This is a genomic window from Paraburkholderia hayleyella (assembly GCF_009455685.1).
GTDB classification, from domain to species: Bacteria; Pseudomonadota; Gammaproteobacteria; order Burkholderiales; family Burkholderiaceae; genus Paraburkholderia; species Paraburkholderia hayleyella.
The window spans coordinates 2,826,525-2,851,012 of the sequence record NZ_QPES01000001.1 but is presented as its reverse complement, the minus strand read 5'-3'; the positions used below and the strand labels follow the sequence as shown (position 1 = coordinate 2,851,012).

The following is a 24,488-nucleotide window of genomic DNA, read 5'->3' as shown; positions in this document are numbered from 1 at the left end:
GCGATGCCTTTGGCTCCGCTCGCGGTGGCCGGGATTGCCCGGGACTTGACATGGGCAATGCACCCGGAAGAACTGGCGCTGTCATTGCTAACGAATGCGGTCGAGGCATGCGGGCTGAGCCAGGGAATCTGCTATTGCCTGAACAGCACAGGCGATCAGCTGCAACCCCTGGCCAGCTACCCGGGGGATGCATCCAGATTCCCTGTGCAGGCAATGGACGAGTTCGACAATCCGCTGGTCTATGGCCTGGTCGGCGGGCAACCCTGCACAGTGGAACGTCTCGATATGCTGGTCGATGTCGGGACCACCTTCGAGACGCTGCGGGAACACGTCCCGCCCGAACTTGGCGTGCTGGTCTTGCCGCAACGCGGCACGAACCAGCGAGCATTCGCGGTACTGGTCCTGGCGGGCGACGCCAGCGCGTTGCACGCCTTTCGGCACGACCCCCTCTGGCAGATATTGATACAGATCCACGAGCGTCTGTTTACGAGCTTGTACAAGCGTCTTGGCGACGAAGTTCTGGCCCGGCATGCAAGGACCGATCAGATCAACGCAAGCACACGAGCGCGGGAACGGGCGGCAAGGTTGCTGGCTGCCGAATTCGCGGGTATCAGCCCCACCGTGCGGCAACTGCGCCACGACATGCTGGGCATGCTGGATTCGGCGCTGGCCATTCTGATCACTGGCGAGACAGGCGCGGGTAAGGATCACGCCGCATGGCTCATTCACCAGGCGGGCAGCCGCGGTGGCAAGTTCGTGCCGGTGAATTGCGCAGCAATCCCCCGGGACCTGATCGAAGCCGAACTATTCGGTAACGAGCGCGGTGCGTTCACTGGCGCCAGCCAGGCGCGCAAGGGTTTGATCGCTGAGGCTGACGGTGGCACGCTGTTTCTCGACGAAATTGGCGACATGCCCCCTGAGCTGCAGGGCCGCCTGCTGCGCGTACTCAACGAGAAGAAATACCGCCCCATCGGCGCCGCCCAGGAACGCCATTCTGATTTTCGCCTGATCTGCGCGACTCACCAGCCACTGCCCCAGCGCATCGCCGAAGGCAAGTTCAGGGAGGACCTGTACTTCCGCATCCGCCAGTTGACCTTGCATGTGCCACCGCTGCGCGAGCGCCCAGAAGACATTGCCGTTCTGGCTGAGCACACGTTGCTGCAATACAACCGCGAGTACCAGGTCCACATCCCCGGATTCAGCGCAAAGGCACTGAGCTTGCTGCAATCGCATTCTTTTCCCGGCAATGTCCGCGAACTACGCAGCCTGGTGCTGATTGCGGCTGAGCGCACCCAGGCAGGTCAGGCGATTTCCCTGGATGCGCTGAGGGGTTTCGAGCCAAACCAGGAGCCAGGCATCTTGCCGGTAGCAGCACTTCCGCTGCACGACCTCTGGCACACCGATGACTTGCCTGGCGCACTAGCGGCATTCGAAAACCGCCTGATCGACGCGCGTCTGCAGCAGGCGAACGGCTCACGTGCGCTCGCAGCCCAGAGCCTCGGCATCCCCAAACGAACACTGGCACGCAAATGTCTGAAACGGAATCTGAACAGGGAGGATTCAACGCCATGAAAGCAGTCAGTCTGGCACTGGCACTCGCCGTATTCACAACGGGTTGCGATGCGGGCAAGCAAGCCGGTGCCACCGTCACACCTGGTGCGTCTGGTGCTGTAGGGCACGCATGCACCCGCATTGTTTCGGCCATGGAACGTCTGGCCTGCTTCGATGCCGCGGCCGGCACGCCACCCACGCTCACTACGCCGCCGCCCGAGCCGACCAGTGCCGGATCGCTGGACGACAGCAAAGCCACGGCAAAACCGCCAGAAATTGTTGCTCTGGTGCGCCTCAACGAAGTCGCCCGTGCAGCCGGAGAGACGGGATTTCGCCTGTCGCGCGAAGAGGACACCTTCCCCGGTCATTGGCGTGTCGTGATTTCTGCGCCAGCGATGGGTGGCTCGGCAGCGCCTCCCATACTCGCCATCAGTTGCCTGTCGAATATCTCCCGGCTCCAGTTGCTGGCAAGTCATCCCGTCGGACCGAACCAGATGAACATCCGTTTGCTGCTGGACGGCAGGCCCATCTCGTCGCCCGTCATCTGGCAGGTGCTGGAAGACGGCTCGGTGGTGGACGCCGGCCGGGGTCTGGTTGCCATCGAACAGTTGCGTAACCTGCTCGGCGTGAGCGGCCGGTTGCAAGTAGAAAGCGACTATCCGGCGTTTTCCGGGCTGGTGTTCGATGCAACGAATCTGCATGCCCTGATGAAACAGCAGCGCGAGGCATGTCACTGGTGATCAACCTGCCCCCCATGGAGGTCGAGCGGTTGCTCGCACCACTGAATCCCAGCCAGCCGGCCGGTGTCTTTGACGAGGAAGACGAAACGTTTCAGGGCATCGAACATGAGATGGTCAAGCTCGGCGGCCTGCAGTCGGTCAGCATTGATTGGTCTTACGTCGATGAAGCATCCCGTCAGTATCTGGCGACCCAGTGCAAGCATTTCCGGGTGGCGGGACACCTGATCACTGCCAGGCTGACCACGCGCAACTGGCACAACTGGGCCGAGACGGTAGTGGTGCTGGCGGGCATGGTCGAGCATTACTGGGAAACAGCAGAACCGAAGCCTGGTCCACGCGGCTATCTGGCCAAACGCAAACTGGTCTCGATGCTGGTCGAGCGGCTGGGACAGGCGCTGGGAAAGCTCGATCAGGCAACCCATCGCGCTGAGTTCCAGGCCGACGCACAGAAGGCACTCGACCGTATGCAGGGCCTGGCGGAAGCGACAAAGCTGGATGTCTCCATGCTGTCGCGGCTGGAAGCGCAAATGCAGCGCCAGACGGAGAGCGCCCGCTTTCCGGAACCGGTGGTTCTCACGCCCGCTGAAGGACAGCAAGGAGGACGGGCGGTCAGTGAAGCATTCTTCCAGCCAGGTGAATCCGTCCGCTCGGGCAACGAACGCGAAACGCGCCGGACGCTGCTAGCGATGGCCGAGTTCATTAACGAGCAGGATCTCTACGACCCAACGGGCTACCAGCTCCGGCGTTTCGCCCTATGGGGACATCTGCGGGTAGCGCCGCCAGCACAGCGCGAGCAGCTGACCGAACTGATGTGTGTTCCACCGGATACCGAGGAAGGCTACCGCGACGCAATTGCGACCAACGCCGTCAATCCGCCTCTGTTGCAACGTGTGGAGAAGAGCGTGACCAGCTCACCTTACTGGGTGCGGGGCAGCTTCTTCGCCGCAGCCATGGCATCGAGACTGGAAATGCCTGCCGTCGCGGAAGCGATACGCCATGCCTCTGAACGTTTCTTGCTGCGTATCCCCGGCCTGGCCGGTCTGCGCTTTGCCGATGGCCGCCCCTTTGTTGATGGCGAAACCCTGGGCTGGATTGGTGCAGCCGAAGCACGGCGCATTGAAAGCGTGGGGCTTCAGGAATATCAGGATCTACGGGAACAACTGGCATCACAGCTTGATTCAGAGGGTGTGGAGTCCGTCTTGCGGCGTTTGCAGGAACACCAGGGGAAATCAGCCGGACTGCGGCAGCGGTGTCATGCAACGGTCATTGCAGCCGATTTGTTGCGCTCGCGTGGCCTGGGCTGGCTGGCGGAAGAGCTCTATGAGAACGCTAGCCGGTTAATGAAAGGGATCACCGTAGATCAATGGGAGCCTGGGCTATTCGAGCACCTCACCAGACACATCAAGCTGCCACAGAACAACGAACACGGACGAAGCAAGCCGCAAGGAGACAATAAATGAAGTACTGGGCATGGTTGAAACGGTATTCCACTTCATTGAGGCGATGGATCAAGAGCGGTCTGCCGTTGTTGCTGATACTCGGGCTGATCTTTCTGCTGGTGGCAATCTGGTGGCTCGGTCCGCAATGGGTATGGCGCAACCAGCACCCCCTCGCTGGCTTGCCAGTCCGCATCGGCCTGACGCTGGGGTTACTGATGGTGCCGATCATTATCTGGGCCTCGGTGCTCCAGGCCAGAAACCGGCGTCTGGAGGCTGAGCGCCAGTGCGCGGTCACGGAGCAGGATGATCCCACGCTCGTTCATGTTCGCGCGCAGGAAAAGTCCCTGGATGCGAACCTGGCCGTGTTGCGAGCCCATCTAAGAGGCCGCCAGGGGATTTACCAGTTGCCGTGGTACCTGATCCTCGGCCAGGAGGATGCCGGCAAGACCAGCTTCGTCAATCGCAGCGGCCAGAACTTCTCCCTGACCGGGGAGATCAAGGCCGGCGGGCACGGTTCGTTTGCCGATCCGGACCTGGTCTATCAGACCGACTGGTGGATGGGAGACCAGGCAGTACTCATCGACCCGCCAGGCGAGCTGATCAGTCAGTACCCGGCCATCGAGGCAACCAGAGACTTACCCGCCAGCGATCCCGCTGACGACACCAATGGCATTCGCACAGGCGAGCAGTTTCCACCACCAGACACACGCGGCCGCCTGTGGCAACACCTGATTCAGTGGCTTGGCCAGAATCGTTCCCGCCGACCGCTCAATGGTGTAGTACTCATCGTTGACCTTCCTTCGCTGCTGGGGCAGAACGCCAGCGAACGAAAAGCCCTGGCGGTATTGCTACGCACACGTCTGGCGGAGTTGAGCCGCCAGCTTGGCACCCGCCCGCCTCTGTACGTGATACTGAGCAAGTTTGATCTACTCGAAGGCTTCGAGCCATTTTTTGCACGATTGCCGAAAACGGAGCGGGAAGACATCTTCGGCTTTACCTTCACCCTCGACTCCGCCCGGCAGTACGACGCCTGGAAGGAAGAACTTGTTCAGCGTTATGGCGAGTTCATCACCCGCCTGAACGATCAGGTCTTCGATGTGCTTAACGAGGCGAAATCGCTGCCGCTGCGAGAGGCGCTGTTTTCCTTCATGGGCCAGATCGCCGGAATGCGCACGGTACTGCTCAACTTCCTGACCGATGTGCTCGGCAGCGACCGGTATGGAACACCAGCCCTGCCGCGTGGCGTCTACTTCTCATCGGTCCATCAACAGGGTCTGCTGCACAACGCTTTTGTCGATAACGCATCGCAAACTTATGGGGTACGGGCGCTGGTGCCCACGGCGCAGCCAGCTGGCCGCTCAATGGTGTATTTCGCCCAGCAGGTGTTTCAGCGGGTCATTTATCCAGAAGCCGGTCTCGCCGGAGACAACCTGAAAGTCCTCGCCGACAAGAAGCGGCATCTGATGGTGGGCTTTGGCGTGGCCGCACTTGGAAGCGCAGTTGTGATCGGTGGCTGGTATCACTACTACAGCGTGAACCGCGCAAAAGTCGCCAGTGTGCTCGAAAAGAGCCGCACTTTCGCAAGCAATGCAATCGACGCCGCGCAGGACCCGACCGGGCGTAATTTGCTGCTGCCGCTGGACCAGTTGCGAGATGCCGTCGCCGTGTACGGCGACTATCGCCACGCTTGGCCCCTGGTGTCAGACATGGGGCTCTACCAGGGACGCAAGATCGGGCCAAAGATAGATGAAGCGTATCTGCAACTGCTTTCGACCCGCTATCTGCCGCAACTGGCTGGCGGGGTCATCGCGTCGATGAATGCCGCAGCGAATGGCTCTGACAGTCAGCTCAGCGCACTGCGTGTGTACCGCATGATCGAGGACAAACGGAACCGTCGCCCACCTTTCGTTGAGGACTGGATGCGCAGGGAATGGCAGACGGCATTCCCTGGCGAAGCCCCCGTGCAGCACGCCCTGGCCAGTCACCTGGACTACGCGCTGAAATATGCCGACGTGGCGCTGCCCCAATACACTGCCCGCGTCTCGGAGGTGCAGCAGCAGTTGAGACAAATCCCGTTGCCGCAGCGCATTTATATGGCGATGCGCAGTCAGGCAGGCGAAACCCTGCGTGCGCCGCTGGACTTGCGCAACGAGATCGGCCCGGCTTACGACATCGTGTATCAGCCACCAGCCCCGTCAGTTGGCAACAGCACCAGTCAGGGAACGCGCATTGATGCGCTACTGACGGCCAAGGGATATCGCAACTACTTCGAGCCGCACAACCAGGATGTCGCGGTGCTGGCGGTCATAGACCAATGGGTGCTGGGAGAGCGGCGCAATGTCGATTATTCGGAGGCAGACAAACAGGCACTTGTTGAGCGTGTTCGCGCGCTGTACAGCCGGGACTACATCGAGAACTGGCGGCGTGGTCTCAACCAGCTTGAAGTGGTCAACTTCGACGACATCAGCATGGCCGCTACGGTGCTGGGTGCCGTAAACAGCCCGGCAGCTCCGTTGCGCCGGTTACTGGAAACGGTGCGCGATAACAGCAAACTCACGCTGGCCCAACCAGGGGCGCCGGGGCAACCTGCAGCCAAACCAGCAACGGCTGCGAGTGGGACAGAGGGAAATGGGCCGCAGGATATCGTCAGGATCGCCCAGGCATTCGCCTCGCTGGCTGCCTTGCTGGACACCAAGGCCGACAAGCCTTCTTACCTGGACGAAACCATGCAGGCGATTGGCAATGTCCAGGATCTGGTGGTGAAAGTCCAGGACAGCCCTGACAGAGGCAAGGCAGCGCTGGCAGTCACGCTGGACCGCTTCTCGCTTCGCGGCACTGACCCGATCGGTAACCTGCGACGCGTCGCATCGGGGTTGCCAGAGCCGCTCAACCGGCAGGTCAGGAAGCTGGCCGATGAATCATCCGATGTGCTGCTGATTGAGGCATTAAGGGAGCTGGAAAAACGCTGGAATACCGAAGTGTTCAGCTTCTACAACCAGCGACTGGCCCGGCATTATCCGTTCAACCCGAACAGCAAGACCGATGCTTCGATAGAGGACTTCACCGCCTTTTTTGGACCGCAAGGCAAGCTTCAGGACTTCAGGAACAAATACCTGAAGCTGTTTGTCGAGGACAACCTGGAAGCGCTGTACTCGGAACGCCGCGGCGGTTACCTGATGCGAATCGACCTGCCGAAGCAGCTGGAGGCCGCTGATCGCATCCGCGATGCGTTCTTCAACAACCGGGGTGCAATGGCGGTGCATTTCGTGGTCGAGCCACTCGGCCTGGCGCCCAGCCGGCGTAGCAGCGTTCTGAATCTGCAAGGGCAGTTGATCACCTACAACCACGGACCGAGCGAAAGCATCGGCGTTATCTGGCCCAACACGCTCGGCAGCAGCAATGAGAGCCGCATGACCCTGGTCAATGGCGACGGCAATAGCAGCAGCCTGGTCTACAAGGGGACATGGTCCCTGTTCAAGCTGCTGAGCCAGGCCCGGCTCAATGGGGCGACTGCTACGAGCGTCGATCTGAGTTTTACCGCTAATGACGGTGGCATGCGCTACCGGGTCACGGCGGACAAGAGTAATAACCCGTTCACCCAGCGCCTGTTCCATGGTTTTGCGCTGCCAGGCACGCTATTGCAATGACTGGCTGGGATGAGACTCAAGCTGGAATCAGCCATGAAGATCGACGTATGGCCAAATCAAGAGAGGGAGAGAGTTTTGTGAAGCATAGGTCAGCGCCAGCAAAAGCCCGATGCATCGTGACACTCACATGCACCGACCATTCCATCCAGTTAGTGGGTTCCGTGGAAGCGCTATGCCACGGCAAATCCCGGCGTCATGGCTCAGGAGCGCTCTCCAATAACTACGCCCAGCCCCTGGGGGGCGGGTCTTTTCCTGTTCAAGGGGAGCTTCATGGATAGCGTGACTGCAGACTTGTCCTACGGACGCCAGATTGCTGTGGTTCCGGTGAACCTGATTCAACCCGCAGATGTCGCGCTGAGTGTCAGTGCATTTGACAAATGGCTGATGGAGATCAGCGATGGCGTGATCACCCTGGAGCGGATCCGGAATGTCGCGGGGGCCATGCCGGTCCTGGGCAACATCCTGGCGCTGGCGGACGTGTTCGAAGACATCGTTACGCTGATGAAGGCTGATGCTCCTCACATGTTCGACTGGGTAAGCCTTGGCATCAACCTCATCGGCGTGGTGCCGTTGCCAGGGACAGCAGCGGCCCGCGTCAGCCTGCGCCCCACATTGCAGCTGGTGCGCCAGGAGCTGCGCCAGAATGGCAGGCAGCTCATTGGCGAGGCGCTCATTACGCTGCTGGCCAGCAACCTCAACGCCACCATCAAGGGCGAACTGGAGGATTTCGTCAGCCAGGCCCAGGCAGAACTGCCCGGGTTCATTGAAGAGGCTGCGAAGTTTGGTGAAAGGCTCATCATCGACCTGGCCGATGGCATCGACAACCTCGTCCTGGGCCAGCTCGACGCATCGGGCGATTTCAGGGAAGCTGACAGGCAGGTCTTCGAGGCCACTGGCAAACTCTGGCGCGACCCGGGCGGCGTCTTCTCCAATATCTACGGAGCGGCCACCAGTTTTTACGCGGGGGTTGCCAAAAAAGGCGCCAACAAGGCTGCCGGGTTCATTCCAGAAAATATAGGCAAACTGGTACTGTCTCACACGGCAGATCTGCGCAGATTTTCTCCGAAACTCGGACAGCAGATCCGGAACCTGAGCGATGCCAACATGGAACAGAGCATCGGCTGGATTATCCAGGGCCTGTCTGTTGCCCTTGCCGCTCGCAGCAGCGCTGGCCACAAGCATGGCGCCAACGTCAGGCACGACACGACCAGCGCCAGCCACAACAGCCGCCCAGGACAACCTGTTGAACCACGCTCCGCTGAAGGCAAGGCGAAGCACGACCCCAATCCGCAGAGAAGCGGAGTCTGCCCGGCCACCTGCAACAGCATCAGCTTTGCCATGGGCAGCGAGATACTCCCGCATACCGACTTTATCCTGCCGGGTCCGTTTCCCATCGAGTGGACGCGCACCTACCGCTCCAGTCTGGAGGCCTACGATGAGGCCGAATTCGGCGCGCGCTGGATTACCCCATTCACGACGCGCTTCGACCTGCACGGCGATGGCATCCGTTTTCATGCCGCCGATGGGCGCAGCTTCGACTATCCGCTGCCCAGGGTCGGTGAGCTGCATGATGACCGTATTGAAGGTCTCACCCTGGTGCGCGTGAGCGAGCACAGCCTGGTTCTCTGCCGTGGCCATGAGCGCCGCGAAACCTACGAACGTCACGGCGGGCGTTTCCTGCTGGTGCGTATCGGGCTGCGCGGGGGAGCCGGCCTGCTGCTGGGCTACGAACACCGTACCGGTGAGCGTGTTGTGCTTTCTGACCTGATCACCTATCAGGACGATCCCAGCCAGGCGCACCTGCACCTGGGCACCGACATTGACACCCATGGCCGCATCACGGGCCTGTGGCTGATGGGCGAGGACGCCCCGCAGCGCCGCCTGAGCCTGTACCGCTACGACGAAGCGGGTGACCTCACGCTGGCCCAGGATGAAAACGCTGCCATCTGGACCTACCAGTACCAGCAGCACCTGGTCACCCGCTACACCGACCGCACCGGGCGCGGCATGAACCTCGAATGGCAGGGCCAGGGTCCCGACGCCCGCGCCGTGCATGAGTGGGCCGATGACGGCAGCTTCGATACCCGTCTGGAGTGGGACGGGAACATCCGGCTGACCTGCGTCACCGATGCCCACGGCCAGCAAACCTGGCACTACTACGACCACCTGGGCTACACGTATCGCATCATTCATTCCGACAGGCGTCAGGAATGGTTCTTCCGGGACGAGGCGAAAAACATCATCCACCATATCCACACCGATGGCAGCGAAGACCGCTACGCCTACGATGAAAACAGCAACCTGCTGGAGCACATCCGCGCGGACGGGACACGTGTTCACTATGCCTGGGATATGGCGGACCAGCTCATCAGGATCAGCGACGCCGAAGGCGGGCTCTGGCAGCGCGACTACGACACCCGCGGCCGCCTGACCGGAACCGTCGATCCGCTGGGCAACCGGACCGGCTACACGTACAACCTGATGGGGATGCCGATCGCCATCACCGACGCCAGCGGCCGGCAAAAGCAGCTGGCGTACAACGCCAGCGGCCAGCTCACACGCTACGTGGACTGCTCCGGCAAGGCCAGCGAATGGGTCTACGACGCCCGTGGCCAGCTGATGCAGTTCACCGATGCCGCAGGCCAGGCCACCCGCTACCGCCACGAATCGGGCCAGCTGGTGGCCATCCTGTATCCGGACGGCAGCGCAGAGCACTTCGAGCGCGATGCCGAAGGCCGGCTGCTGGCCCACGTGGATGCGCTAAAGCGGCGCACCGGGTGGCACTACACCGGGGCCGGGCTGCTGTCGAAACGCGTGGACCCGGCTGGCCAGAGCCTGCGCTACCAGTGGGACAGGCTGGGCCAGCTCACGGCGCTGCGCAACGAGAACGGGCGCGATGCAGAATTCACCTACGATCCGGTGGGCCGCCTGCTGGCCGAAACGGGCTTCGATGGTGCCACCACGCGCTACGAATACGGGGACGCCACGGGCACGCTGGCGCGTGCCATCGAAGGCCAGCGCATCACCGCCTTTGCCTTTGACCCGATGGGACGGCTGACTGAGCGCCGTGCCGCGCTGCGAACTGGCGACACCGCGCCGCAGGAACAGGACTGGCAGGTCGAGCGCTTCGCCTACGATGGCAACGGTCATCTGGCACTGGCCAGCAACGCCGGCAGCCGGCTGCAATGGTTCCATGACGCGGCCGGCAACCTGGTGCGCGAGCACCAGCACTACCGCCAGCTGGGCAGGCCGCTGGTGGCGGTGTGGCAGCACGAGTACGACGTGCTGAACCAGCGCATCGCCACGCTGCGTCCGGACGGGCACCGGGTGAGCTGGCTGACCTATGGCAGCGGCCACCTGCTGGCGCTGCAGCTGGACGGGCACGAACTGGCCAGCTATGAGCGCGACGACCTGCACCGCGAGGTCGCGCGCCTGCAGGGCAACCGCCTGCTGCAGACGCAGCAGTGGGATGCGCTGGGGCGCCTGAGCGGGCAGGTGCTGGCGCGCGAGGCGCAACCAGGCAAACAGGGCCCGCCCGGACAGACGCCAGGCGGCGAGCGGCTGCTGGTGCGCCGCTACCGCTACGACGCCAGCGGCCAGCTCACGGACATCAACGACACGCGCCGCGGCCAGCTGGCGTACCGCTACGACCCGGTGGGCCGCCTGCTGGAAGCGCAGAGCCGGCTGGGCCACGAGACCTTCGCCTTCGATCCGGCCAGCAACCTGGTCGACCCGCAAGCGCAGCGTGAGGCCGACCGCGAGCACCTGCCACGGCCGAAGGCGCTGGACAACCTGCTCAAACAGTACGCGGGCACGCACTACCAGTACGACGCGCGAGGCAACCTGACCCAGCGCTGGCGCAACGGCGAGGCAAGCCGCTACACCTGGGACCTGTTCGACCGGCTCACGCACGCCGGGGACGCCCGCCTCGAAGTCAGCTACACCTACGATGCGCTGGGCCGCAGACTCTCGAAGCACAGCCAGGCGCACTACCAGGCGCGCCGCGAGGCGGGGCCGCACTGGAACCGCAGCGAGCGCGTGAAGCGCAACCGCGAACTGCAGTGCGGCTTCACGCTGTACGGCTGGGATGGCGACACGCTGGCGTGGGAGAGCCGGATTGCTGACGAAGATGGCCTGGGCGCGCGCACCACGCACTACGTGTACGAGCCGGGCCGCTTTGTGCCGGTGGCGCAGGCGGTGCGTGAGGAGGCGATCGCGCTGCTCGATGAACCGGTGTACAGCGACTACTACCGGCAGGACGAAGACCCGCTGTGGCTGCCGCCGCCCCCGGCACCGCCCATCGACAGCCTGGCGTGGTACCAGTGCGATCACCTGGGTACGCCGCAGGAGCTGACCGATGAACGGAGCGAGATTGCGTGGGCGGCGGAATATCGCGCGTGGGGTGTGGCGAAGGAGGCGATACGGAAAGCGTCAGAGGGACGTGCTGAACTGCGCACACCGATCAGGTTCCAGGGGCAGTACCATGACCATGAAACCGGGCTGCATTACAACCGCTACCGGTATTACGATCCGGAGGTGGGGAGGTTTGTTGGCAAGGATCCTATTGGGTATAGAGGAGGTATAAATCTATATCAATATGCGCCCAATCCGCTTACATGGGGTGACCCGCTCGGATTGACAGGGGAAGATGTATATCGAGCGATGAAAACCGGAAGCGATGGTTTCCCTATTGCTGAGCCTACGGCGCGTGGACTTGGTGCGCGTCCTGGTGTCGATATTCCTGTCGGCTCGGATGGGATGGTTCTCCCAGCCACGGGAGGAATTTCGGTTGCGCCGGGATCAGCGGCTAACCTTCCGCCTCATAGGCGTCCGGCAAGTATGGGCGGCACTGGAAAAGACTGCGCATGCATGCTGAACACAGCGAATCTTCCAAATACCCTCAAGTACGTTCAGGATAGTGCTAACCATGGGACGATCCAGCCGAGTACACGCATGTCCTTGTCTGACTATCAGGCGGCCCTTGCCTCAATTCGTGACAAATGGGTGAAGCAATGAATGCCGAACTGGATAGCGTGCTAGATAGAGAGCTGCGTGATGCATTGGAGAGGGATTGCGACGTCAATTTACTACGAGCGATTCTTGTGAAATATCGGGAGAAGAATTTTAGTTCGGGATCCGTGTATAGGCTTCTCGACGCCTTGAGGATTGGCGCAACGGAAGACATTGAAGACAGAGTTCTGGAGTTGATGGATATTGTGTCTGGATTTTGTTCTCCCGATATGCGAGTGTGGTAACAACGAAGGGCCGCGATTGCAGCCCTTTGCATGTCTGTCCGGTGGTAATGGTCAGTCGCGCCCGGTTATCTGCGCCTGCGCTCGCCATACCTTGTGCAGTTCATCACTGTCAGCCTTGCGCTTGATGGCAAACGCTTCGCGCTCGTGCGCTTTGGCGGCGTCATCGTATTCTGGGGTAACGGTGAGGCATTGCCGGATGTAGTCAACCGAGACATTGACGCGCTAGCTAGCTTCAAACCTGGCCTGTTCAACCCATTTCCTAGTGAGCTTCATTCACGGATATAGCAATGCTTCCTTGTATATACCGAACATCTACTCTTGGACGGAGGCGATGGACCCGCTCGGGTGCATGACGAAGTACGCCTTTAACGATGCCGGGCTGCCAGTGGAGATCACGGATCCGGAGGGCAGTAAAAGGCAGCTTGCGTGGCGACCTGATGACCAGATCGAGCGCTACACCGACTGCTCGGACAAGACCACGACGTGGACATATGACGGGCGCGGCGGGCTCACGGCGATGCGGAACGCGGCGGGTGAAGCCACGCGTTATGAATACGAGGCGGGGCAGTTGTTGACGCTCGTGCGGCCTGACAAGACCCGTGAAGCGTTCGAACGCGATGCCGAGGGACGGTTGCTGATGCACACCGACGCCCTGAGCCGGCAGACACATTACCGGTACAACGCGGCGGGCCTAGTTTTATCGCGTACTAATGCGCAGGGCGATGCGCTGTCCTATATCTGGAATCGGCTGGGCCAGATCGTGGGCCTGCGCAACGAGAACAGCAGCGAATACACGTTCGGATATGACGCGGCCGGACGGCTCACCAGCTCGAAGGCGATGTGATGCAGGCCCTTGAGTACGATGCGATGGAGCGGCTCAAATGTCGTCGGGGCTGGAAGGCGCAGTTCAATGACGGGGGCCGGGTGTTCCTGCAACCGCAGGACGGGGTGAAGGTAGAGAGCGAGTCGTTTGCATACGACGGTCTGGGCCGCCTGCTGCATACGGTCAATGGGCGTTCACGGGTGCAGCGGTTTTACGATCCGGTGGGCAACCTTGAGCGTGAGACGCTGATATATGGATCGACCAGAAAGCACACACCTTCGTCTGGCGGCATGAATACAACGGGCTGGATGTGCGGGTAGCGAGCGTATGCCCTGATGGTCATCGGCTCGACTGGCTGACTTACGGCGCAGGCCACGTGCATGGCCTGATGCACGACGGCCTGACGGTGGTGGATTTCGAACGCGACCGCCAGCTGGGCAGGCCGCTGGTGGCGGTGTGGCAGCACGAGTACGACGTGCTGAACCAGCGCATCGCCACGCTGCGTCCGGACGGGCACCGGGTGAGCTGGCTGACCTATGGCAGCGGCCACCTGCTGGCGCTGCAGCTGGACGGGCACGAACTGGCCAGCTATGAGCGCGACGACCTGCACCGCGAGGTCGCGCGCCTGCAGGGCAACCGCCTGCTGCAGACGCAGCAGTGGGATGCGCTGGGGCGCCTGAGCGGGCAGGTGCTGGCGCGCGAGGCGCAACCAGGCAAACAGGGCCCGCCCGGACAGACGCCAGGCGGCGAGCGGCTGCTGGTGCGCCGCTACCGCTACGACGCCAGCGGCCAGCTCACGGACATCAACGACACGCGCCGCGGCCAGCTGGCGTACCGCTACGACCCGGTGGGCCGCCTGCTGGAAGCGCAGAGCCGGCTGGGCCACGAGACCTTCGCCTTCGATCCAGCCAGCAACCTGGTCGACCCGCAAGCGCAACGCGAGACCGACCGCGAGCACCTGCCACGGCCGAAGGCGCTGGACAACCTGCTCAAACAGTACGCGGGCACGCACTACCAGTACGACGCGCGAGGCAACCTGACCCAGCGCTGGCGCAACGGCGAGGCCTGCCGCTACACCTGGGACCTGTTCGACCGGCTCACGCACGCCGGGGACGGGCGTCTCGAAGTCAGCTACACCTACGATGCGCTGGGCCGCAGACTCTCGAAGCACAGCCAGGCGCACTACCAGGCGCGCCGCGAGGCGGGGCCGCACTGGAACCGCAGTGAGCGCGTGAAGCGCAACCGCGAACTGCAGTGCGGCTTCACGCTGTACGGCTGGGATGGCGACACGCTGGCGTGGGAGAGCCGGATTGCTGACGAAGATGGTCTGGGCGCGCGCACCACGCACTACGTGTACGAGCCGGGCCGCTTTGTGCCGGTGGCGCAGGCGGTGCGTGAGGAGGCGATCGCGCTGCTCGATGAACCGGTGTACGGCGACTACTACCGGCAGGACGAGGACCCGCTGTGGAGCCCGCCGCCAGCGCCGCCGTCCGTTGACAGCCTGGCGTGGTACCAGTGCGATCACCTGGGTACGCCGCAGGAGCTGACCGATGAACGGAGCGAGATTGCGTGGGCGGCGGAATACCGCGCGTGGGGTGTGGCGAAGGAGGCGATACGGAAAGCGTCAGAGGGACGTGCTGAACTGCGCACACCGGTCAGGTTCCAGGGGCAGTACCATGACCATGAAACCGGGCTGCATTACAACCGCTACCGGTATTACGATCCGGAGGTGGGGAGGTTTGTTGGCAAGGATCCTATCGGATATAGAGGAGGTATAAATCTATATCAATATGCGCCCAATCCGGTTAGCTGGGTTGATCCGCTTGGGTTAGCTACGGTTTCCAATGCGCCGGACTTTGATACCGCTAGACGAGAAGCTTTTGAACGTGCGGGAATGACTAATCCCGAGAACGTATCGTTCTCAAAAATGGATCCTGTTACAGGCACCGTTGTTGAATTCAAGGGGACAGGCGGAGCCAAGGTTGCTTATGACGCGCCCCACGCAGATATGAACTCAGCGCAAGGTCACGACAAACCCCATGTTGGATGGCAGTCTGCCGGAAAACGGGGGTGCGGATGCCAGCGAGGCAACATTACTTATGAGGGGATGCAACATCCTCATAGGCCAGACCAGAAACTTTGATGGGGCATCTGATAATGGAAAAACTAGATGCTGACGATTTCAAGATTGAGCTATCCGCAGCGCTGAAGAAATGCGGGTTGAGTGATCAGCAGCCAAGCAATAGAACGGTGTTGCTGGGAAAAATTCAAGAGGCGTTTGTTGTTGGAAATCCGCGTGCTTGGTGGACAAGCTTTAAGGCAAAGCCTTCTGTATTGCAATGCGAGGATGACAGCGCATATTTGCGTCTTGTTGAAGTGGCTCCTCCGTCGGCAAGAAATGTGTGGTTCGTAGTGGATGAAAGCAATGAGGAGAAATTTATCTTTGATGTTCCAATCCATGCGATTGCTGAAATTGTCAAAGAATGCCGGTACTTCGAGTATTACGTCGTCTCACCAGACTTCTCATGGTTGCTCGCGGAAAATGACCATGGAGACTTGTTGTTTGTGACTAACGCAGGACATCAATAAGAACGAAGGGCCGCAAATGCGGCCCTCGGTTCTTCTAAACGGAGTTCCGTTACGACGCGCTCGGCCAGCTTGTCGCGCAGACGAATTTCGACGGCAGCACGGCGCATTACACATGGAACGGGGCGGGCCAGCTCATCGGTTCGCGCGAGGGCGACATCGAGACGCAGTACGTGCGTGATCCGCTCGGACGCCTGACAGAACGCACGGTGCAGGGCGCAAAAGACTCGGGGGTGCGCAAGGTCGCCGAGCATTTCCATTACGATGCGCGCGGACGCCTCGTGACGGCTGAGACCGGGAAAAGCCGTGTGCGACTGCATTACGACGAGGCGGGCAACCTCGTGGCTGAAGAGCAGCGCGTCGGTGCCGATTTCGGCCTGGACTACCTGACAGTTACGCGGCACGAATACGATGCGCTCGGCAATCGCACACGCACGGTACGGTAATGCCCCCACAAATCCACCGTCTGTAGAAGTAGAATTTTCTCGTTAAGAGGGAGTTCTGCAGATGAAGAAGTCGAGATTCACGGACAGCCAGATACTGGAGGCGCTGAAGCGCGCGGAGGCTGGACTGGCTGTACCGGAGTTGTGCCGGGAACTGTGCATCAGTTCGGCAACGTTTTATAAATGGCGCTCGAAGTACGGTGGCATGGACGCGTCGATGATGTCGCGCATAAAGGAGCTGGAGGCGGAGAATGCCCGGCTTCGCAAGATGTACATCGAGGAGAAGCTCAAGGCGGAGATTGCCTCGGAAGCACTGCAAAAAAAGTTCTGAAGCCATCTCGTCGGCGCGAGATGGCAAAGCAGGTTGTGCAACAGCGCCGCGTGTCGATTCGTGTGGCGTGCGCGGTGTTCGGCATCAGCGAGTCGTGCTACCGGTACGAGGCGAAGTTGAACACGGAGAACGAAGAGATTGGCGACTGGCTGCTGCGTATCACGGGCTGCCATCGCAACTGGGGCTTTCTGCTGTGCTACTTCTACCTGCGCAACGTGAAGGGATTTGGCTGGAACCACAAGCGCATTTACCGGATTTACCGCGAGCTGGAACTGAACCTGCGTATCAAGCCGAAGAAGCGCCTGGTGCGGGAGACGCCACAGCCGCTGTCGGTGCCGCAGGCCATCAATGAAGTGTGGTCGATGGACTTCATGCATGACCAACTGGCGGACGGGCGCAGTATCCGGACGCTAAACGTAATTGATGATTTCAACCGGGAGGCGCTGGGCATCGAGGTGGATTTCTCGTTGCTATCGGAGCGGGTGATTCGCACGCTGAAGCAGCATCTGGAATGGCGAGGCAAGCCGAAGGTTATCCGGTGCGACAACGGTCCGGAATATCTGAGCGCGGCTATCGTGACGTGGACGCAAAGGCAAGGCATCCGGCTGGAATACATCCAGCCGGGCAAGCCGCAGCAGAACGCGTATATCGAGCGGTTCAACCGGAGTGCGCGATACGAATGGCTGTCGCAGTATCTGTGGGAAGACTTGGAGCAGGTGCGCGAAGCGGCGGCCGACTGGATGTGGACTTACAATCACGAGCGCCCGAATAGGGCATTGGGCGGTTTTACCCCGAAGCAGCGGCTGGCCATGGCCGCTTAGTTTCTACTTCTGCCTGCCTTGGAAAACGGGGGCATTACCGATATAAAGCGCTTGATAGATCGCTTCGTGAGAGAGGCGCATAGATTCATCATTCGGGAAATCTACCTGCAAGCGATTAGCGATTTGTTCCGGTGACCAGCCGTTGACCCACTTTCGGTCACCGCGATGTGGTTTATTTCGCCCCTTGAACGGCCCTGGCTGGGCCCGGCAATTTCTCGACCATCGGCGTCGTGTACGCTGCCCTCCAAGCGCTCCTGTACATATTGACGCAGCCGCGAATTAGTCGCCAGCTTCGCCGGCTTTGGTCTGTTAGCGAACCGTTCGGCCTTCCACTGCGCGACCGAAGCCCGATACTCGAGGCATCCACTACGTGTCGCCGCGTTGCGCGTAAGCTCTCGTGACACAGTTGATGGACTCCGTGCGATCCGCCGGGCGATCTCGCGCACGCCGAGACCCTGTGCAGAAAGCAATGCAATCTCTTCTCGCTCAGTGAACGACAAGTATCGACCTGCGATAGGTTTCGACATGAATAGTGGCATTCAGCCACGATAGCGGAACCAGCGCGAGCCCACCGCTTGAGATGCGTCGACCGCCTCCGCGGCTTTCTCGCTTGTGATGCCGGTCGCAATCTGTTGCCAAAATCGACGCTCGATCTCAGGTCCAAGTGAGGGTGCGCCCGGCGAGTATATTGCTGCTCGCCCTGTCAACCGATATACCTCCTTTGCACTTCGCACCATGCAACACCTCCTCCGTTAAAGGTGTTGCGACGACCGGTTGAATCCGCCCAGTATGTTTCTATTCGGTACACCGAGCGACTTGCCGAAGCGGGCAGAGCCATCGGCCGGCAGCCGCGGCGACAGCTATGACAATGCTCTGGCGGAAACGATCAATGGTCTATACAAAACGGAACTGATTCACCGGCGAGCGCCTTGGAAAACAAGGGAATCCGTCGAGTTCGCCTCCCTGGAATGGGTAGCCTGTAGTGGCCTAATGAAGCCGGACACCAATTTAGGCGAGAATGCTCGCCATAACGAGGTGTCTGATGAGCAAGCAACGTCGATCGTTTTCTCCTGATTTCAAGCGCAGTGCTGCGTCCCTGGTTCTTGACCAGAACTACAATCACGCGGATGCGAGTCGTTCCGTGGGCATCGCGGAATCGGTCCTGCGTCGCTGGGTCCAGCAACTGCATGACGAGCGGCGTGGCGTCACGCCACAGAGCCCGGCGATGACACTGGAGCAATAACGGATTCAAGAGCTTGAGGCGCGGGTCGAGCGACTCGAGCGGGAGAAGAGCATTTTAAAAAAAGCTACTGCGCTGCTCATGTCGGAAGGGATCGAACGTACGAAATAATCGATCAGATCGGCGGCAATGAATCCGTCGCCTTGCTGTGTGCTCTGTTCGACGTGCCGCGTTCTTGCTATTACGCGTATCGGCAGCGGCGCGAGCGTGTTGATTCGCAGCGTATGGCTTTGCGTAGTCGCGTGCACGAGCTGTTCATCGAGAGCCGCAGTTCCGCCGGTAGCCGCAGCATTATGGAAATGATGCGCGAGCGCGGTTCCACGATTGGCCGCTTTAAGGTCTGTCGGCTCATGGATGAGCTCGGACTGATTTGCAAGCAGCCCGGTGGCCATGCCTATAACCGGGCTACGATCGAGCGTGTTGATATTCCGAATGTGTTGAACAGGCAGTTCGATGTCGCGGGGCAAAACCAGGTTTGGTGTGGCGACATCACCTATGTGTGGGCGCAGGGCCAGTGGCACTATTTGGCGGTCGTATTGGACCTGTTCACGCGCCGTATTGTCGGCTGGGCATTTTCGGCGCGCCCTGATGCCGACTTGGTTGTGCGAGCGCTGGATATGGCCTTTGAGCAGCGCGGACGCCCATCGAATTTGCTCTTTCACTCCGATCAGGGTGGGCAATACGCCAGCAGGAAGTTCCGTCAGCGGCTATGGCGCTACAGGATTCAACAAAGCATGAGTCGGCGCGGAAATTGTTGGGATAACGCGCCTACGGAGCGGTTGTTTCGCAGCCTGAAAACAGAATGGGTACCCAGCACCGGTTACTCGACATCCTCGGATGCCCAGCGAGACATCAGCTTCTATTTGATGCAGCGATACAACTGGATTCGACCGCATCAGTTCAATGCCGGTGTTGCACCGGCGGTCGCGGAAGAAAAACTTAACCAGGTGTCCGGAATCAGTTGACCACTACAACCATCACCACGGCCTTGAGGTCCAGGGTGCTGAACATCGGCACGAACGGGATACAGATACGGGATACAGATCACCAGCACGGCCTTCAGGTGACCTGCTCCCCGCGTTTGGTACGGTGACAGTGTAAAGTCCGTTCCGGAGAGGAACGGCAATGAAGAAGCGATTCAACGAAGAACAAATCATTGGCGTTTTGAAGGAAGCCGAAGCTGGCCTGAAGCCGACAGAGCTGTACCGCAAGTACGGCATTTCGGAAGCCACGTACTACAACTGGAAGGCGAAGTTCGGCGGCATGACTGTTTCGGACGCACAGCGCCTGAAAGAACTGGAGCAGGAGAACAGCAAGCTGAAGCGGCTACTGGCCGAGTCGATGCTCGACAATTGCTCCCTGAAGGACCTTCAGTCGAGAAAAGTAGCAAGTCAGCAAGTCTAATGCGAGGCGGTCCGAATCCTGATGACTGAATGCGCAATGGGTGTCACCCGAGCTTGCGGGCTGGTTGGGATTTCGCGTTCGCTGTTTCGCTACGAGTCGCGTCGAACGGGCGATGACCAGGTACTGACTGGCCGGATGATGGCAATGACGGCGCATTCGATGTCTGAACGTGCTCGATGACTACACCCGGGAATGTCCGGCCATCGAAGCCGACAACGGTCCGGAGTTTGCCGGCAAGGTGCTGGATGCATGGGCTTACGAAGTGGGTGTAGCGCTGTCGTTCATCCGGCCGGGAAAGCCGGTAGAGAATGTCTGCATCGAGAGTTTCAACGGGCGCTTTCGGGATGAATGCCTTAACGAGCACGGGTTTATCTCCATGCGTCATGCGAGGAGCTTGATTGAATCTTGAATCGTGCCGAATTGGGTACAACACAGAGCGGCCCCACAGCTCGCTCGGCTATCTGACGCCCAGGCAGTTCACACGGGCGCATGAAACAACCCAGCAGTTTTTAATCTCTAACTGTGTCCGGACTAAAACCGGGAGCGGGTCAGTGGTGCTCAAGCCGTTCATTGGTGGTAAGACTCCCGCCAGGCGGTCGGCTTGGCAGCCGCGGGTCGGGGAACTCGACCTTGGGGCGGCTGGCAGTGATGAGCAGACCAGCTTCTCTGCTTCGCGCTGGTTACTCGCCGGGCACATGTCATGTCGGCCACGATCACGTCGTGGCAGGCATGACCAGCGCGCTGCGCCGGTCACCCGATGTGTCGGGGGCTCAGGATTCCTGCGGCTTGCGCCAGTCGTCGGAGGCTTCGGTGCCGGCAATGGCGTGAGTCCAGGTGATCTTGCGGTAGGCCATGGCGACCTTGATGAGCTGGGTGTACTCGGCCTTGCTCAGGTCTTGCGCGTGGGGCAGTTGGGTATTGATGTTGACGATGGTGGCATCTTCGAGCTTGGTGGTGAAGAAATGCTCCTGCTTGCCTTCGGTGGAGGTGCGGTACCACTTCACTTCCACTTCGGGGAGCATTTCACCGGAGGCCAGGGCCTGGTATAGCAACGGGGTCGCCTTGTTCAGCGAGGCGGTGAAGGTGAACGGCTTGTGTACGCGCTGGCCGGAAGGCTGGCCGCTCTGCGGATCGGTGGGCGTGGCGATGAGGTGCTCGATTTCCTGGACGAGGATCTGGTCTTCGTGGCCTTCGACGAAGACGTTGCCCACGGAGTCGGCGGTAAAGGCGCCTTGGGTGATGTTGCCTTGGGTCTTGCCCTGGATGCTGATATAGGCGGGAGTTGGCATGGCTTGCTTCCTTGTATCGTTGACGTGGAGCCCGGAGGGCTGCGTGCCATCGGTGATGACAAAGGGTCTTAAAGCAAACGTTGTGCCATATTTTCTTGAGAGCTGATTATTCTCAATAAAAACATGGACTTATCGATATTTTCTGATTGAAGGCGCTATGCCGCATACGGTTGACCCGCGCGAAAATGCTTTTCTTCAGCTGGATTCGGGCCATTAATGGCCTGAATATTTTTAAGTCATTGAAAATGAAGAATTAAAAAGCGAGTCATTTTTGACCCGGCGGGCCATTAATGGCCCGCTTTGGCATGCGAGAACCTCTGCGCAAGGCGCGTATTGAGCGTGGGCGCAGCAGGCATGGTTGCCAGCGGGTGAGATAGGCCTTTGCTTATCCGCCCATTAGTAATTAGTAGCCGAAATGCCCAGCCCTCTTTGCGGCTGACACGCAGGCACAGGCCGAGGGTGTCACGGACATCGTCAGGTTTACCAGCAGCTTTAGTACTGCGGATGGATTCAACCGGATACAGAAGTCACGGGAATACGATGGAATGGTGGGGTACTGGAGCGGGCGATGGGAATCGAACCCACGGCTCTAGCTTGGGAAGCTAGGGTATTACCATTATACGACGCCCGCGTAGCCCTCTATTTTACAGGGGTTTCGATGCGTTGGGGGAGCGGGTGGTGTGTGCAAGGAGAAAAATGTTTGAACTCTTCGAGCAAACCGGGGCCGGTGAGATCGGTGGGACACATAAAACAGCATGGGCCCGTCAATATCAATATGTAACGTAGATGCCTTCACACCCGATTTTCGAACAGTTAGCCATACCGTGAGGCCAGACATCCTGTTTTGATATCGTCGGCCTCACCCATTCGCCACTTCCCTAAATGCCAAAACTTGCTATCGACATACCCGCTCGTGCGACCACCATGAGCAGTACCTGCACGATGACAAAGAGCACAATTGGCGACAGGTCGATTCCGCCGAGTTGCGGTAGCACGCGTCGCAGCGGATTGAGCAAGGGTGCCGTCAACTGGTAAAGAATCGGCATCGCGGGCGAGCGCGGATTGAGCCACGATAGCAACGCCATCAGGATAGTCAGCCAGATGACCAGATTCAGCGCCCATCGGATCACGGTCAAAAACGCGATGATGAGTAGCATTGGCAACTGGCCAAATGGATCCATGCCGGTAACGGCGACCATCGCCAGACCATAAATGAATGCGGTCAGCAGCGCGGCGACAATCGTCGCCCAGTCGATGCCCCGGGTGCCGGGAATAGCACGCCGCAGCGGCAGCACAAGCCAGTTCGTGACTTGCAGCACGGTGCTTGTCACGGGGTTGTAGGGCGGCATGCGCACGACTTGTAGCCATGCACGCAGCAAGAGCGCCGCGCCAAACAGGGTGAAAACCGTATTAAGCAAAAAATGGGCGATTTCGCCGAACATCTCGTGTCCTTTCTTTCAGAAAAATATCCGGAACCAGTCCATTGATGAGACACGATCTCGCGCTATCCCCTCGCGCTATCCCATATCCCACTACACAGCAACTACAACTGATCGTGTCAAGGAAAAGAACTTGCGGGTTGCTGCTACGGCTAAGCCACGATCTTGAGTGGTAACGGGCTGCGTGCGGCGTCACATTATCACGGCTTACTTGTCGCTTGTACCTGCAGGGACAATATCGCGCGCTTGAGCGAGTGAGCGGTCAAGTGATGTTTCGACGATCTGCGCAATGACGTCGATGGCGACGGGCGGCACGGCTCGTTCGCGGGCGAGTTCGACGGCGCGGCGGCTCAGCAGGCCATAGAGCGCAGCGTGATCGCCGCCGCGTTGCTCCAGCAAAGCCAGCTGTGCCTGCACGACCTCGGCGTCGCCCCGCGACACCGGCCCGGCTAGCGCATGAGCCAATCCTTGATCGCGGGCGGTTTCGAGTGTGCCCGCAAGCATGGGCAAGAGCGCGCGCAAAGCATCGCTCTGGCTGAATCCGAGGGTGCGCCACAGGTGGATGCATTCCGCGAGGCCACAGAGGGCGAAACTCGCAGCGTAGTGGGCGGCGGCGTGATACAGCATGCGCTCGCCCGGTGGAATGGAGAGCGGGTAACAACCCAGTGCGGTGGTCAGGGCGATCAGCGTTTCTTTTAGCACGCCGTGCGCTTCGAGCGTAACGGAGCATCCGGCGATACGTTCGACATCGGCGCTGCTGCCGCCGAATAGATAGAGTGGATGAAAGCCGCCGGTGGCCGCACCTTGATGACGGGCGGTGTCGAGCAGGCTGACGGGCGAGGCGCCGCTGCAATGCACTAGCGCCTGGGCGCGCCGCCCATGCGGGCCCAAGCCGTAGAAACGTAGGGTGTCGGCGGTTGGGCCAATCTGGGCGTCGGGCGTGGTGAGAAAAACGAGGTCCGCGGCATCGACGACCTGCTGCGGTTGGGCATAGGCCGCGCACTGTTTGATCTGGCTGGCGAGACGGGCTGCGTTTTCATAAGTGCGGCTGGCGATGGCGGTGACTGGATAGCCTGCGCGGGCAAATGCGGGCGCGAGGCAATGTGCGACCCGGCCTGCGCCAATGAAACCGAGTCGGGGCCGCGTGAGTTCGGACATATTGATAAACGTTGATGTATCAAGGAGAGGGCGCTGCATTTCGGCTGGCACGTCGCCTATTCGTTTAAGGACGTTGTTCCGTGCCTTGCGCCGTGGGGTTGCAGCGCGCGATTATGTAATGAAAAATTACCCGGATAGCCCCAGGATACGTCTGTGTTCTGGCGATATAGGCTTGATGGCGGAGGATTACCTGGCTAGTGTTCCAAGGGGGCGATATGGTTTGCTAGCTTTTGATGTCACGGGGGAGAAAGGGTTTGAGGCATGAAGTGACACTTCCAGTGAGTCATGCGTTTGCAATTTGCAACAAATTTTCGCGTCGACA

Annotated in this window: 15 protein-coding genes, 1 tRNA gene and 5 pseudogenes; 16 read left to right on the top strand and 5 right to left on the bottom strand. The window is 60.2% G+C overall.

The window, feature by feature from the left end; all coding sequences use genetic code 11:
- The first annotated feature begins 3 nt into the window (after positions 1-3).
- The 11 genes from GH657_RS12540 (at position 4) to GH657_RS12490 (ending at position 17,636) form a co-directional block, all read left to right on the top strand.
- Entirely contained in the window at positions 4-1,572 is a 1,569-nt protein-coding gene (locus GH657_RS12540) for a sigma 54-interacting transcriptional regulator (RefSeq protein WP_220094850.1), read from the top strand.
- Positions 1,569-2,291, top strand: coding sequence for a type VI secretion system-associated protein VasI (gene vasI / locus GH657_RS12535; protein ID WP_153101202.1), 723 nt, complete (start codon positions 1,569-1,571; stop codon positions 2,289-2,291). The genes GH657_RS12540 and vasI overlap by 4 nt, the downstream gene beginning before the upstream one ends.
- Positions 2,279-3,751 (top strand): type VI secretion system protein TssA, encoded by a 1,473-nt coding sequence (tssA, locus tag GH657_RS12530; protein WP_153101200.1) that lies wholly within the window; start codon positions 2,279-2,281, stop codon positions 3,749-3,751. Before vasI ends, tssA begins: the two co-directional genes overlap by 13 nt.
- The gene (gene tssM, locus GH657_RS12525; protein WP_153101198.1) at positions 3,748-7,377 is read left to right on the top strand and encodes a type VI secretion system membrane subunit TssM; all 3,630 of its coding nucleotides are present in this window, start codon (positions 3,748-3,750) and stop codon (positions 7,375-7,377) included. The genes tssA and tssM overlap by 4 nt, the downstream gene beginning before the upstream one ends.
- Positions 7,378-7,647: 270 nt before the next feature.
- Positions 7,648-12,393: an RHS repeat-associated core domain-containing protein gene (locus GH657_RS12520; protein ID WP_174769945.1), complete on the top strand. Its 4,746-nt coding sequence runs from the start codon at positions 7,648-7,650 to the stop codon at positions 12,391-12,393.
- Between the two features lie 570 nt (positions 12,394-12,963).
- Positions 12,964-13,476: an RHS repeat protein gene (locus tag GH657_RS12515; RefSeq protein WP_153101195.1), complete on the top strand. Its 513-nt coding sequence runs from the start codon at positions 12,964-12,966 to the stop codon at positions 13,474-13,476.
- Positions 13,476-13,775, top strand: coding sequence for a hypothetical protein (locus tag GH657_RS12510; RefSeq protein ID WP_153101193.1), 300 nt, complete (start codon positions 13,476-13,478; stop codon positions 13,773-13,775). The genes GH657_RS12515 and GH657_RS12510 overlap by 1 nt, the downstream gene beginning before the upstream one ends.
- Positions 13,766-15,598, top strand: a complete 1,833-nt coding sequence (locus GH657_RS12505) for a polymorphic toxin type 47 domain-containing protein (RefSeq protein WP_153101191.1) — start codon at positions 13,766-13,768, stop codon at positions 15,596-15,598. Before GH657_RS12510 ends, GH657_RS12505 begins: the two co-directional genes overlap by 10 nt.
- Before the next feature lie 14 nt (positions 15,599-15,612).
- A complete protein-coding gene (locus GH657_RS12500; protein ID WP_125470327.1) occupies positions 15,613-16,044 on the top strand; it encodes a DUF6756 family protein in 432 nt (143 codons plus the stop codon).
- Positions 16,045-16,214: 170 nt separating this feature from the next.
- Positions 16,215-16,487, top strand: coding sequence for a hypothetical protein (locus GH657_RS12495; RefSeq protein ID WP_246174067.1), 273 nt, complete (start codon positions 16,215-16,217; stop codon positions 16,485-16,487).
- Positions 16,488-16,548: 61 nt separating this feature from the next.
- Positions 16,549-17,636 (top strand): IS3 family transposase gene (locus GH657_RS12490; protein ID WP_153101189.1). Its coding sequence is split into 2 segments (ribosomal slippage): positions 16,549-16,798 and positions 16,798-17,636, totalling 1,089 coding nucleotides; the frame shifts between segments, so codons are not numbered across the junction.
- Positions 17,637-17,675: 39 nt separating this feature from the next.
- Here the strand turns inward: GH657_RS12490 and GH657_RS12485 are convergent.
- Positions 17,676-18,373: pseudogene (locus GH657_RS12485) on the bottom strand (transposase); the annotation flags it as partial.
- Between the two features lie 45 nt (positions 18,374-18,418).
- Between GH657_RS12485 and GH657_RS12480 the strand changes: the two are divergent.
- The 5 genes and pseudogenes from GH657_RS12480 to GH657_RS18545 all read left to right on the top strand — a co-directional run.
- Positions 18,419-18,710, top strand: a pseudogene (locus GH657_RS12480) (IS3 family transposase); the annotation flags it as partial.
- Positions 18,679-19,841 (top strand): annotated as a pseudogene (locus GH657_RS12475) (IS3 family transposase). The pseudogenes GH657_RS12480 and GH657_RS12475, both read left to right, overlap by 32 nt.
- Positions 19,842-20,001: 160 nt before the next feature.
- Positions 20,002-20,262 (top strand): annotated as a pseudogene (locus GH657_RS18555) (transposase); the annotation flags it as partial.
- A 187-nt stretch (positions 20,263-20,449) separates the two neighbouring features.
- Entirely contained in the window at positions 20,450-20,689 is a 240-nt protein-coding gene (locus GH657_RS18550; RefSeq protein ID WP_425495744.1) for an integrase core domain-containing protein, read from the top strand.
- Positions 20,679-20,723, top strand: a pseudogene (locus GH657_RS18545) (hypothetical protein); the annotation flags it as partial. The gene GH657_RS18550 and the pseudogene GH657_RS18545, both read left to right, overlap by 11 nt.
- 327 nt (positions 20,724-21,050) lie before the next feature.
- On the opposite strand, the gene GH657_RS12465 reads toward GH657_RS18545, so the two are convergent.
- From GH657_RS12465 to GH657_RS12450, 4 genes are all read right to left on the bottom strand, one after another.
- Positions 21,051-21,569: an Hcp family type VI secretion system effector gene (locus tag GH657_RS12465; protein WP_153101187.1), complete on the bottom strand. Its 519-nt coding sequence runs from the start codon at positions 21,567-21,569 to the stop codon at positions 21,051-21,053.
- 557 nt (positions 21,570-22,126) lie between these two features.
- Positions 22,127-22,200 (bottom strand) — tRNA-Gly (locus tag GH657_RS12460).
- A gap of 247 nt (positions 22,201-22,447) precedes the next feature.
- Entirely contained in the window at positions 22,448-23,011 is a 564-nt protein-coding gene (locus GH657_RS12455; protein WP_153101185.1) for a YggT family protein, read from the bottom strand.
- A gap of 204 nt (positions 23,012-23,215) precedes the next feature.
- On the bottom strand, positions 23,216-24,166 hold the full coding sequence (locus GH657_RS12450; RefSeq protein ID WP_153101183.1) for a Rossmann-like and DUF2520 domain-containing protein: 951 nt from the start codon (positions 24,164-24,166) through the stop codon (positions 23,216-23,218).
- Positions 24,167-24,488: the final 322 nt, after the last annotated feature.

Coding starts and splice junctions, on each gene's coding strand:
- tssA (WP_153101200.1), top strand. CDS start 2,279: ATGTCACTGGTGATCAACCTGCCCCCCATGGAGGTCGAGCGGTTGCTC.
- GH657_RS12500 (WP_125470327.1), top strand. CDS start 15,613: ATGGAAAAACTAGATGCTGACGATTTCAAGATTGAGCTATCCGCAGCG.
- GH657_RS12515 (WP_153101195.1), top strand. CDS start 12,964: ATGGACCCGCTCGGGTGCATGACGAAGTACGCCTTTAACGATGCCGGG.
- tssM (WP_153101198.1), top strand. CDS start 3,748: ATGAAGTACTGGGCATGGTTGAAACGGTATTCCACTTCATTGAGGCGA.
- GH657_RS12455 (WP_153101185.1), bottom strand. CDS start 23,011: ATGTTCGGCGAAATCGCCCATTTTTTGCTTAATACGGTTTTCACCCTG.
- GH657_RS12450 (WP_153101183.1), bottom strand. CDS start 24,166: ATGTCCGAACTCACGCGGCCCCGACTCGGTTTCATTGGCGCAGGCCGG.
- GH657_RS12520 (WP_174769945.1), top strand. CDS start 7,648: ATGGATAGCGTGACTGCAGACTTGTCCTACGGACGCCAGATTGCTGTG.
- GH657_RS12510 (WP_153101193.1), top strand. CDS start 13,476: ATGCAGGCCCTTGAGTACGATGCGATGGAGCGGCTCAAATGTCGTCGG.
- GH657_RS12465 (WP_153101187.1), bottom strand. CDS start 21,569: ATGCCAACTCCCGCCTATATCAGCATCCAGGGCAAGACCCAAGGCAAC.
- GH657_RS12540 (WP_220094850.1), top strand. CDS start 4: ATGCCTTTGGCTCCGCTCGCGGTGGCCGGGATTGCCCGGGACTTGACA.
- vasI (WP_153101202.1), top strand. CDS start 1,569: ATGAAAGCAGTCAGTCTGGCACTGGCACTCGCCGTATTCACAACGGGT.